At 74.9% G+C, this 11,468-nt stretch carries 9 protein-coding genes and 2 pseudogenes; 7 read left to right on the plus strand and 4 right to left on the minus strand.

Features of this window, described 5'->3' with window-relative positions; genetic code table 11:
• Positions 1-1,130, minus strand: a pseudogene (locus ABZY91_RS25890) (NAD(P)-dependent oxidoreductase); the annotation flags it as partial.
• 532 nt (positions 1,131-1,662) lie between these two features.
• On the opposite strand from ABZY91_RS25890, the gene ABZY91_RS25895 reads away from it, so the two are divergent.
• The 4 genes and pseudogenes from ABZY91_RS25895 to ABZY91_RS25910 all read left to right on the plus strand — a co-directional run bounded on the left by ABZY91_RS25895 (position 1,663) and on the right by ABZY91_RS25910 (position 4,547).
• Complete coding sequence (locus ABZY91_RS25895) at positions 1,663-2,913, plus strand: MFS transporter (protein WP_355405437.1); 1,251 nt, start codon at positions 1,663-1,665, stop codon at positions 2,911-2,913.
• Entirely contained in the window at positions 2,910-3,470 is a 561-nt protein-coding gene (locus tag ABZY91_RS25900) for a VOC family protein (RefSeq protein ID WP_355405438.1), read from the plus strand. The genes ABZY91_RS25895 and ABZY91_RS25900 overlap by 4 nt, the downstream gene beginning before the upstream one ends.
• Positions 3,467-3,589 (plus strand): hypothetical protein, encoded by a 123-nt coding sequence (locus ABZY91_RS25905; RefSeq protein WP_355405439.1) that lies wholly within the window; start codon positions 3,467-3,469, stop codon positions 3,587-3,589. The genes ABZY91_RS25900 and ABZY91_RS25905 overlap by 4 nt, the downstream gene beginning before the upstream one ends.
• Positions 3,590-3,822: 233 nt before the next feature.
• Positions 3,823-4,547: pseudogene (locus ABZY91_RS25910) on the plus strand (alpha/beta hydrolase).
• A gap of 246 nt (positions 4,548-4,793) precedes the next feature.
• On the opposite strand, the gene ABZY91_RS25915 reads toward ABZY91_RS25910, so the two are convergent.
• A complete protein-coding gene (locus tag ABZY91_RS25915) occupies positions 4,794-5,528 on the minus strand; it encodes an SDR family oxidoreductase (RefSeq protein WP_355405440.1) in 735 nt (244 codons plus the stop codon).
• 71 nt (positions 5,529-5,599) lie between these two features.
• Between ABZY91_RS25915 and ABZY91_RS25920 the strand changes: the two genes are divergently transcribed.
• Both ABZY91_RS25920 and ABZY91_RS25925 read left to right on the plus strand, forming a co-directional pair.
• Positions 5,600-6,565 (plus strand): LysR family transcriptional regulator, encoded by a 966-nt coding sequence (locus tag ABZY91_RS25920; protein ID WP_355405441.1) that lies wholly within the window; start codon positions 5,600-5,602, stop codon positions 6,563-6,565.
• 303 nt (positions 6,566-6,868) lie between these two features.
• On the plus strand, positions 6,869-7,447 hold the full coding sequence (locus ABZY91_RS25925) for a GNAT family N-acetyltransferase (RefSeq protein WP_355405442.1): 579 nt from the start codon (positions 6,869-6,871) through the stop codon (positions 7,445-7,447).
• 63 nt (positions 7,448-7,510) lie between these two features.
• On the opposite strand, the gene lanL is transcribed toward ABZY91_RS25925, so the two are convergent.
• Complete coding sequence (gene lanL, locus ABZY91_RS25930; RefSeq protein ID WP_355405443.1) at positions 7,511-10,288, minus strand: class IV lanthionine synthetase LanL; 2,778 nt, start codon at positions 10,286-10,288, stop codon at positions 7,511-7,513.
• A 179-nt stretch (positions 10,289-10,467) separates the two neighbouring features.
• The gene (locus ABZY91_RS25935) at positions 10,468-10,635 is read right to left on the minus strand and encodes an SflA family class IV lanthipeptide (protein ID WP_329885076.1); all 168 of its coding nucleotides are present in this window, start codon (positions 10,633-10,635) and stop codon (positions 10,468-10,470) included.
• 301 nt (positions 10,636-10,936) lie between these two features.
• Between ABZY91_RS25935 and ABZY91_RS25940 the strand changes: the two genes are divergently transcribed.
• Positions 10,937-11,335 carry a DUF4440 domain-containing protein gene (locus tag ABZY91_RS25940; protein WP_329949452.1) on the plus strand — a complete coding sequence of 133 codons (399 nt, stop codon included), beginning with the start codon at positions 10,937-10,939 and terminating at the stop codon, positions 11,333-11,335.
• Positions 11,336-11,468: the final 133 nt, after the last annotated feature.

Genomic DNA, 11,468 nt, shown 5'->3' on the forward strand with positions numbered 1-11,468 from the left:
GCCGGGCGGGCGGGGCCGCCCCCGGTCGGCGCGGCGCCGAGCCGGGCGCCGGCGGCGAGCCCTTCCGCGTACCCGGCGCGCGCCAGGTCCAGGAGCCCGGGGCGCAGCCTGACGAGGTCGTCGTCGCCGAACCGGGTGCAGAGTCCGCCGGCGCCGAGCGTGGCGAGCGCCGACTCGGCGAGCGCGCCGTCGGGGCCGGCGGCAGCCCCGGTCCGGGCGGCCGTCACCACGCCCATCAGCAGGGCGGTCTGCCAGTGGGCGAGCAGCGCGGGCCGGTCGACCTCGGCCAGGACGACGTCCCGGCCCGGAGCCGGTTCGGCGAGCAGGTCGTCGAGGCGCTTGGCGGTGTCCTGCGCGTCGAGGCCCAGCCGGCTCAGGTAGCGGTGGGCTTCGATGCCGGCCCAGCCGCCGTCGCCGAGCCGGGTGGCGACCTGGGCCCGGCCGTGCTTGAAGAACGGGATCGCGTCCAACTGCGCCAGACCGCCGTCGAGTTCCCACGACGCGCCGGGCGCGACCGGCGCGAAGCAGGCCGCACGCCGAGGCCCGTGGCCGCCGTTGGCGTGCATGCTCGGCACGTCCGCGTGGTCGGCGAGGTTCGGCGCGGAGAGGTACGTCGGCACCCCGTGCTCGCGCAGGTAGCGGCTCATGACCACGTCGTCGGCCCAGGTCGCACCGTGCTCGCGGGCGTACGCGCCGAACCCGGCGGCGACCGGGGCGGGCAGCAGCAGGACCACGGTCGGGGTGTACTCGCCGGTGGCGGGGGCCCAGCGGTGTCCGGAGAGCACGGCCAGGCGGACGGCGGCGGCGTTGCGCGACTGCCAGTGCGTGTAGAAGGACAGGGCGGCGTCGGGCGCGGCCTCGGCGGCGGCGCGCACGTGCTCGAAGAAGCCGGGGGTGAGCACCGCGTCGTCCTGGAGCACGAGGTGGTGGGTCGAGCCGGCCGGGACGGAGGACCAGGCCGCCACGGCGGTGCGCAGTCCGGTCGGCGGGCCGTCCGGCTCCGGGTCGAGCACCAGGTCCAGTTCCTCCGGCCGGCAGCGGCCGATCAACTCCCGTGCCAGGTCTGCCCGGCGCGGGTGCGTCATCACCGCCCCGCTGACCCGGACCCTGCCGCTGTGCACCGTGTCCATCCCCGAGCTCCCCTCCGTCGACGCCGGCGGGCTGTTCCCACCGGGCCGTTTCCGTGCCGGACCGTTCGCGTGCCGTTCGCGTGCCGTGCCGTGCTTTCGCGTGCCCCTGACGAGACTTCGCCGCGTTCGCGCCGTGTTCGTGCCACGGCGGTGCCGCGGACGTCGGCCGCCTTCTCGCGCTGTCGTGCGCCGGGCGTGCCGCACCCGTCGTGTGCCGCCGATGCGGCGCGACGCCGTGCGGCGCGCCGGCACCGTCGTCGCGGTCGGCGCCGTTCCGTCGTCGTGCAGGGCGCCGCCCGCCGGTGCTCCGGAGCCGCTCGCCGACGTGCGGCGTCAGCCCCCCGGCCGTTCGGCGCCGCCCGACCGGTCCCGGCCGCATCGGCGTCGGCACCGGGCGTCGTGCCGGAGTCGTGATGCTGACACGCCGTCGGCCCGTTGCGGCATGGCCGGATGCGGCGCACGGCCGGGGTACCCGGTCGGGTACCACAGCCGCGTACAGACGTTCCGCCCGGCGTAGCGCTAACTTCGGCCAATGCCTCGACTGACCAGGGACGCCACCACGTGGCTCCTCTACGCGCAGATCGCCGCGTACGGGTACTTCGTCTTCGGATTCGGCCCGCTCGTGCCCCTGTTGCGCGACGAGCAGCACACCAGCCGCTTCGTCGCGAGCCTGCACGGCACCGCCTTCTCGCTGGCGATGCTGCTCTGCGCGCCGCTGTTCCCGCGCCTCGTGGCCCGGTTCGGCCGCAGCCGGACGCTCTGGGGCGCGATGGGCGGGGTGGCCGTCGGCTCCCTGCTGCTCGCCCTGGCGCACGGCACCGTCCAGACGCTCGGCGCGACGCTGCTGACGGCCTTCTTCGGCTGTGTGGCGCTGACCGCGATCTGGCCCTCGCTGAGCGACCACCACGGTGCGGCGGGGCCGGCCGCCATCAGCGAGGCGAACGCGGCGATGTCCGGGATCGGGCTGCTGGCGCCGCTGATCGTCGGGGCCTCGGTGAGCGCCGACCTCGGTTGGCGGCCCGGTATCGCGGTGACCGCCGTCCTCGTGCTGGCGGTCGTGCTGCTCGGCCGGCTGCTGCGCCACCGGCTGCCCTCGGGTCACCCGGTGGCGGACGCGACGACGTCGAAGGGCCGGTCCGCCGGTGGACCGGCCGACCGGACCCCCGCCCCCGCCGTGACCGGGCGCGGTGACCCCCGGCTCTTCCTGGCCGCCCTCGGCGTGATCGTCGCGGTGGCGGGCGTCGAGGTCTGCCTGACGCAGTGGCAGTCCGACTACCTGCGCGAACACGCCGGGGTGAGTGCCGCCGGCGCGACCGCCGCCGGCGCGGCCCTGGTCGTCGGGATCTTCGTCGGGCGACTGCTCGGCGCCCGGTTCACCCTGCGCTTCCCCGCCGGGGCGGTCCTGCTCGGCTCGCTCGCGTTCTCGGCCGTCGGCTTCGCGCTGTTCTGGGCCTCGACGGCACCCGCCGTCGCGGTCGCCGGCCTGGTGGTCTGCGGCCTGGGGATGGCCCTGCAGTTCCCGATGGCCATCGTGCTGGTCCTGGACACCGCCACCAACGGGCCCGACGCCGCCTCCAGCCGGATGGGCTACGCCTCGGGGACGGCCTTCGGGGCCGCCCCGATGCTGCTGGCCGCGCTCTCCGACCGGATCAGTCCCGGCGCCGGGTTCCTGCTGGTCCCGCTGCTGCTGGCCGGCGCGGCCGCCCTGACCGTGCTGATCCTGCGCGCCGGTGTCCCGGCCGCCGCGCTGGCCCCTACCACCACCCCGGAGCTCCAGCCGTGACCACGACCGACCCCCTGACGCGCGCGTTGCCCGGGCTGCTGGGCGCGCACCACGCCGCCTACACCGTCCCCGACCTGGACGAGGCGGTCGAGTTCTTCACCGGCGTCATCGGCGCCACCGAGGTCTACCGGGCCGGGCCGGTGGAGGACGACGGCGACTGGATGGCCCGCCACCTGAACGTCCACCCGCGGGCCCGGGCCATGGTCGCGGTGGTCCGCCTGCCCGACGGACTGGAGCTGGAACTCTTCGAGTACGAGGCGCCGGACCAGCGCCGCATCCAGCCGGCCAACAGCGACTGGGGCGGTCACCACCTCGCCCTGCGCGTCGCCGACGTGGACGCGGCCGCCGCGTACCTGCGCGCCCGTGGCGTGCGGGTCCTCGCCGACCCGCAGACCATCCACGCCGCCCACCCGGTGGCCGGCACCCGCTGGGTCTACGTCCTCACCCCCTGGGGCATGCACCTGGAGCTGTACGCCCCCGGCCCGTCCCGCGCGCCGGACGACGCCGTACCCGGTGCCGGTGCCGGTGCCGGTGCTCTGGACCAGGGCCGGGCGTGAGCCCGGTCAGGGCTTCGACTCTCCGCTTCGACGCCGACGAACACCGCCGGTTCTGCGAGTTCCCCGACCGTGCCACCGCCACCCTCGTCGAGCAGACGCCCGAGGCCGCGGCACGATGACCGCCGAGGGCTCGGCGGAGCGCTCCGGCTCCGTGGCATCCGGCCGCGGAGCCTCCGCGAAAACCTGTTGGCGGACGACTGCGACCACTGCTACGTTTCCGGAGGCCGTGCGAGAGACCGAGGAGGTGGTACCCGTGAACGCAGGATCGACATGGGTGCTCCTTTCCGGGGTCATGGTCGGGCGATAGGTCGCCCGGGAGCGCCGTTCACGAGCACTCCCGAAAGGCATGACCATGCGTTTCACTTCCGAGCAGCGCCTCGACGACGGCGTCCTCGAACGCGAATTCACCCTCGGGGAGATCCCCGGCACCCTGTGGACCCCTGAATCGGCGGCACCGCTGCCGCTGATCCTGATGGCCCACAACAACGGCCTGCCCAAGAGCGCGTCCCGGCTGGTGGCCCGGGCCCGGCACTCCGCGGCGCACGGCTACGCGGTGGCCTCCATCGACGCCCCGGGGTGCGGTGACCGGCCCCGCTCCGCCGCCGACGACCGGGCCCGGGCCGACATCCGCCGGGCGGTGCAGGCCGGCGAGCCGGTCGACGAGATCTTCGAATCCTTCATCGGCCCACTGGTCGAGAGGGCGGTCCCGGAGTGGCGGACCACCCTGGACGCCCTCCTCGCTCTGCCCGGGATCGGCGGCCCGGTCGGGTACTCGGGGTGGACGGCCGTCGGCATCCGGCTGGCGGCGGTCGAGCCGCGCATCGCGGCGGCCGGGTTCTTCGCCGGGGGCTACGTGCCCCGCGCGCCCAGCGCGAGGAAGCCCGGCAGGTCACCGTCCCGCTGCTCTTCCTGCTGCAGTGGGACGACGAAGGGAACCCCCGGCAGCGGGCCCTGGACCTGTTCGACGCGTTCGGCGCCGAGGAGAAGACGCTGCACTCCAACCTTGGCGGGCACACCGGCACGCCCTGGTTCGAGGTGGAGGACGGGGTCCGGTTCTTCGGCCGGCACCTGAAGTGAGGCCGGGCCGCCGAGCCGTCGGCAGACGGTAGGCGGTGGACGGCGCCGGTACCCGCCGAGATCCCGGCGGGTACCGGCGACCGGTGGCCCAAGAGGGTCCGGTGGCGCCGGGGGCCCGGGGCCGCGTATCGAAGGCCCCGAGCCGGAGGGCGCGGTGAAGCCCGCCGGGGAGATCCGCTCCTCCGGCGTCGCCGTCACCCTCGTCGTCCACGAGCAACAAGCAGCTCGGCCGCGGGCGGCACGGTCTCACCAGGGAATCGGCCCGTCCTCGGCGAAGAAGGCGCCCGTCGGGCCGTCCTCGCCCGCCGTCGCCAGGTCGACCGCCACGGCCGCGCCCTCCTCGGCCGTGCGTATCCCGGTGTGGCGGTTGAGGTCGGTCGCGCAGTAGCCGGGACTCACCGCGTTGACCAGGATCCCTTCGGCGCGCAGTTCATCGGCGTAGAGCACGGTGATCGCGTTCAGCGCGCTCTTCGAGGTGCAGTAAGGGAGGAGGATCGAGGAGTAGGCGGACCACGGGCTGTCCGGGTCGGCCAGGTGGGTGAGGGAGCCGAGTTCGCTGGACATGTTGACGATGCGTGCGGCGGCGGAGCGGCGGAGCAGGGGGAGCATGGCGTGGGTCACCGCGATGACGCCGAACACGTTGGTCTCGTAGACCTGCCGGACGGTGGCGGCCGGGGTCTCACTCGGCTTCTGCGGTCCGGCGGCGATCGCGGCGTTGTTGACGAGGATGTCGAGGCGACCGAACGTGGCGTCGATGTGCTTGGCGGCGGCCTGGACCGAGATCTCGTCGGTGACGTCCAGCGGAACGAACCGAACGTCGGCGCCGCCCGCGCGAAGCTCCTCGGCCGCAGCCTCGCCGCGCTCGGCGTTGCGGGCGCCGATCAGCACGGTGATGCCGCGGGCTGCGAGCCTGCGCGCCGTCTCCTTGCCGATGCCCTTGTTCGCGCCGGTGATCAGAGCAGTCTTCTGCGAAGTCGTCATGGCACCCAGCCTCCCCTCACCCAGGGGCGGCAGGGAAAGACCAGAAGACTCTGGATCTATAGTCCACAGATATGAGTGAGCTAGAGGTGCGGGAGCTGAGGTACTTCGTCGCGGTCGCCGAGGAACTGAACTTCAGTCGGGCCGCGCAACGCCTGGGGATGGCGCAGCCCCCGCTGTCGAAGGCGATCGCTCAGATGGAGTCCCGGCTCGGGGTACGGCTGCTGGAGCGCACCACCCGGCAGGTGAGGCTGACCAACGCCGGCCAGGTGCTTCTCGACCAGGCCCGGATCGCGGTCGACGCGGTGCACGCGGCGGCCCGGCGAGCACGCCGGGCCGGTCAGCCGACACCCCAGCTCGTCGTGGCGGTCAAACCGGGAGGCGACGCCGGGCTGCTGCGGGAGATCCTCGCCGCCTACCGGGGAACGGGTTCGCATCTGCCGCCGCCTGAAGTCGTCGTCGGCGGCAGCGGTGAGCCGATCGCCATGCTGCGGGACGGCCGTGCCGACGTAGCGCTGCTCCGCAGCCCGTTCGACGGTCAGGGGCTGGACTCCCAGACGCTCGTGGTCGAGCCGCGACTGGCCGTCCTCCCCGCCGCGCACCGCCTGGCCGGGCGCCGGCGACTGCGGTTGGCCGACCTCAGGGGCGAACCGATCCCGCGCTGGAAGGGGGCCGCCCCCTCCACCACCGCCTACTACACAGGAGGCGACGGAGCGGAACCGGGCGACGGCCACTCAGACCTGGCTCCGGACGGCACTCCTGAGGGGCCGCTCGTGGCCAGCGTCGAGCAACTCCTGGAGGTGGTCGCGCTGGGGCAGGCGGTGGCGTTCCTGTCACGCTCGACCACCGAGCGGCACCAGCGCCCGGACATCGCATACCGGCCGGTCACCGGCCTCAGCCCCAGCGCGGTCGTGGTCGCCTGGCCGGAGACCTCGCGATCCGCAGCCGTCGCCGCCTTCGTCCGAGCCGCCCACGACGTCGCCTCCCACCACCCCGACCACATGACCGTGCCGCGGCCGGCCCGGTCCGCCGGGCGGTGACGGAGGCCGGGACGAGCAGTGCCGGCAACTCGCCGTCGGCCGGCGGGCGCAGGCGGAACCCCGCCTCCGGCGCCGCCAGTACGGCCCGCACGTCCAGCGCGGCGCCTCGACGTCCGCACGGGAGCGCAGCAGGGTCATGGCGGAGCCTGCGACCTCACGGGCGGACCGGGACGCAGAACGGGGGGCAGCCGTGGAACGGTTGCCCCCCCCGCAGGGCCGGGGGAGCGGGGGAGCTCGGTGGTCTGCTGCGGTGCGCCCGGAAAACGCCTTGCCGCCGGGAACGGTCGAGGACGATCCTCGGGCATGGACCTTCCCCTGCGGGTGATCGAACTGGACACCGAGCTGACGCTCCGCCGCTTCGAGGGCGAGGCGGACCTCCCGGAGTACTTCCGGGTCATCGAGGAGTCGCTGGAGCATCTGCGGCCGTGGATGTCCTGGATCGCCGACCACAGCCGGGAACGGACCGCCGAGTTCCTGGCGGCCCGCCCGGAGCGCTGGGAGAGCGGGACGGACTTCACGTACGCGGTCGTGCTGGACGGGGCGATCGTCGGTGCCTGCGGGCTCTTCCGGCGGGAGGGCACGGCGGACGGCGCCCGTGAGATCGGCTACTGGCTGCACCCCGGTGCTACCGGCCGCGGGGTCGCGAGCCGGAGCGTCGTCGCCCTGGTCGGGCAGGCGTTCCGCCTCCCCGGCGTCGACTACGTCGAGATCGTCCACGACCTGGCCAACCGGGCCAGCGGCGCCGTCCCCGCGCGCCTGGGGTTCACCGCCGACGTCCGCCGCCCGGCCGAGCGGCTGGCCCCGGCGGAGAGCGGCGAGGAACAGGTCTGGCGGCTCACCCGCGGCCAGGCGGAGGAGCGGGCGGCCACCGGAACCCCCTGACCGGAGACCGCACGGACACCCCGCAGGCCGGCGTCCGGCGCGGGGCGGGGGCGCCGGCCCCGGTCAGGACGGTAACAGCATGCCCGGCCGGGGCCCGCCCCGGCGCTGCAGCCTGCGCAGGAAGGACAGCACCCCGGGGGTCCCGACGGCCCAGGTGGCGGACTCGACGGCGGGGTCGGCGCCGGGGAGCAGCGGCCGGCCGGGCGGGCCTCCGCCGCGGGTCAGGATCAGCCCGGCGATCTCCTCGGCGGCCCGCCAGTGCCGCTCGTCCCCGGTGGCCACGGCGAGGTCGACCAGGAGTTCCCCGACGCCGGCCAGACCGCAGCACTGCCCGACCGTGCCCATCCTCGGGGCCAGGGCGCGGCAGGCGGTCGCCGCTTCGGCGGCGCGGGCGGTGAACCCGTCCTCGCCGTAGTGCCGGCCCGCCTGGACCAGTGTCGTTCCGATTCCGGCCAGGCCGCGGCACCAGGATCCGTAGCGGCGGGTGGCCCCGGGCCGCGCGGCGTCGGCGACGAGGCGCGGGACGTCGGCGGCGAGTGCGTCCAGGATGCTGCGTGCCGCCTGTGCGGCCCGTGCCGCCTGTGCCGCCTCTGCTGCCTGGGTTGCCTGTGCCGCCTCTGCGGCGGGGCCGCGGGGTGCACGGGCCTCGGTGCCGGACCGGTCCGCGGCGGCGGCCTCGGCGTACGCGCCGGGCAGGGCGAGCAGGAAGTGGGCGAGGCCGGCCCGGCCGTGGGCGAAGCCCTCGGCGAGCGCGGCGGTTCCGGGGTTGGGAGCCTCCCCGGGGTCGGCGGGGTCGGCGGGGCCGGCGGTGAGCCGGTGGGCGCACGCGGTCGCCACGGCCAGGTGGATCCGGGCGTCCCCGTGCCGGCCGGCCGCCGCCGCACGCCGGGCGAGCAGCAGCCGGGCTGTGCCGACACCTGCGGCGCCGGAGATCTGGTCCGTCCGGAGCGGGTCGGCGCCCGTGTCCGCCCAGGTCCCGGCGCCGGGGCCCGGACCTGGGCCCGGACCACCGGCCGGCGGGCCGGCCGGTGGCTCGGTACCGAGAGGGTCGGCCGCGTGGGCGAGGAACAGGTCGACCCCGGCCCGGCCGTCGTACAGTCCCGGGCCGAGCCGGTCCATCGACGGGTGGTCGGCCGTCCACCGGGCCAGCGCGACGACCGCCGCGCGCGCGTCCGGACGGTCGGCGTGCTGCAGCAGTTCGAGGCCGAGGCCCGCGCCGCCGTCGTAGAGCGAGAGCAGCTTGCGCGGCTCCCCGCCCCGCCGGTCGGCGGCGACCAGTTCGTCGGCCGTCCGGACGCAGCGGGTGAGCAGGTGGCCGACGACCTCGTCGAGGAGCCCGGCGGTGACGGCGGGCGGGCCGTACGCGGCACGGGTGGCGGGAGGGGTCTCACCGCGCCGCAGCGTGGCTGCGGCTGCCGTGCGCTCGGCGGGATCGAGGCTCAGCAGGCCGGTCACCATCGTGACCACCGGGGCCGCCGGGCGCCCGGTCCGCGCGAGTGCGGCGGCGAGGCAGTCCAGGGTGCGGTCACGGTTGGTCGCGGGATCCGGGTCGATCACCACCGGGTCGAGTCCGGTGGCCGCGTAGGACAGCGTGGTGCCCAACGCGTAGTAGTCGTCGGCCGGTTCGGTCTCCGTGGCGAGCGGAAGGCCGTAGCCCCGGGTCGCGCCGTCGGGGCGAGCGCCGTCGAGGGCGCTGACCCCGAAGTCGACCAGCGAGCATCCGCCGGACGCGTCGAGCACGACGTTGGCGGGCTTGAGGTCCCGGACCACCACGCCGCGTGCGTGCACGGCGTCCAGGATCCGCAACAGCCCGCGGGCCAGGGTCCACCAGCCGCGTTCCTGCGCGGGCGGGGCGCCGGGCCGGGAGCCCCGCCGGTCGGCCGTGGTGTCGTACGGTCCCGACCCGAGCACCTCGCGGCGCAGGTCGCGCGGTCCGCAGGCGCTGCTCACCAGGTACTCGTCCTCGCCGTGCCGGAAGTAGTCGACCAGCCGCGGCACCCCGGCCACGCCCGCGAGTGCGGTGAGCACCTGCCGCTCGTGCCGGAGCCGGCCGCGGGCGTCGACTCCGGTGGTGTCCTCGGCGACGAAGGCCCGCGCCTGTTTCACCACCACCTCATGGCCGGTGGCGAGTTCGACCGCACGGTAGACGTGCCCGTTCGGCGAGCGGGTGATCCCGGCGGTGATCCGGTAGCGGCCGTCGCCGACCCGGGTGGTCGCGCGGCGCCGCCGGGTTCGGGTGTCGAACGGGTCCTCCGCCCAGGGTGGTTGGCGGTAGGCGTCCCGGGCGAGACCCGTGAACCGTTCGCCGGCCGGACCGGTCATGACGAGTTCGGGGTCGTCGGCGGAGGGGCGGAACGGCCCGTAGCGGTAGTAGACCGGGGCGTCCGCCCGGACCCGCCGGTCGCTGACCACGCGGGGGCCGTCCCAGCCGGCCAGTGCCTCCGCCAACTCCTCTCCGAGAGCGGCGGGTTCATGCGCCGACGGGTACACCGTGACCGCCTTGCCGACGGCTGCCGCACCGCGAACTCCGGCGTTCAGTTCGCGCAGCACGGCGGCGTCGGCGGCGAACTTGGCGTCACAGGTGCGGCGGAGCAGGATCGGTACCACCACCTCCAGCAGGAGCGGGAGGAGGTCGGGGCGGGTCGAGACGTGGAGCTTCCAGCCGTGGGCGAGCTCCGGCATGTCGGGGTCGTGGAGGTACAACCAGCCGTCCCCGGCGTGACATTCGCGCCGGGCACCGGACGCGGCGGCCGTGCTGGACGCGGTGGTCGCCAGGGCCACCAGCTCCGTCAGTCGTCCGTGCAGCGCCCCGGCCGTCCCGGAGTCCGTCCGTGCGTTCACCGCTGCTGTCGACGGCACGGATGCACCCTCCCCGAGGTCCCTGTCCGGTGTTCTGCACGCTTCGGCCCGCTGTCCCGGCCCGGAGGGCGGAGCCGCGCGGGTCTCGGGGGCCGTACGCGCGACCGCCGCGCGCGGATTCGCGGGCGGCGGCCGACGGTTGTCCGACTCTCCCGACGGGGTCAGGAGTTGACGGCACACTCGAAGCGGGTCGGGACGTAGGTGACCCACGGGTCGGCGAGACACGCCACGGGGGCGAGGTCCGCGTCGAACTCGTCCTCGAAGGTGATGGTCTCGTCGTCGATGTCCAGCAGACCGGCGTCGCGGATGTCCAGGGCCAGTGCACTCATGGGTGGTTCCTCCCATACGGGTTGGCGGATTCCTTGCGGCATGCCCATGCTAGCCATCCCAACCAATTCACCATAGGGGCGCGACATCACCACATCTGTGGACTTGTGGGGGCGGGACCGTTCCGCGAGTCCCGGGGGCTGCGGAGGGGTGTCGCCGTCGACTGCCCGGGGGTCGTCCGTGTGCGACGTCGGGTCGCTGATCGTCGTGCGGGGGAGGCGGCTTCATGGTTCGTCGTGGAATGAAGTGTCACATCTTGTCGAAAGTGATGATCGCGGAACCGGCCGGTGCTACGGTCGGATCATGTCCACGATCGAAATCGACCTGCTGACCGCCGAGTTCTTCGGGGCCTTCGACAACCGGGACGGCAGGCCGGCCGACGTGGCCCGGATCCGCCGCCTGCTCGTGCCGGGAGGTGTGATCGTCAAGACCGGCCCGGAGTTCACGGTCTACTCCGTCGAGGAGTTCGTCGAGCCGCGCGAGCGGCTGCTGAACGACGGGCGGCTGGTCGACTTCTCCGAGTGGGAGACCTCGGCCCGGACCGAGATCGAGGGGGACATCGCGTCCCGCTTCGGCGAGTACCGCAAGTCCGGGGTCCTGGACGGCGAGCCGTTCGAGGGCGGCGGGACCAAGACCATCCAGTTCGTCCGGACCCCGGAGGGCTGGCGGATCGTCGCGTTCTCCTGGTACGACCAGCCCTGACCGGCCGGGTCCGACCGGTTCCGACCGGCCCGGAGCAACTGCCAGCGGCCCTGCCCCCGGGCCGGCGCGGGCACCCGGAACGCAGTTGACGGCGGGACGGGGCGCCCGCCACCCCGTCCCGGTATCCCGTCCG

This window comes from Kitasatospora sp. NPDC002965 (genome assembly GCF_040611255.1).
GTDB lineage: Bacteria > Actinomycetota > Actinomycetes > Streptomycetales > Streptomycetaceae > Kitasatospora.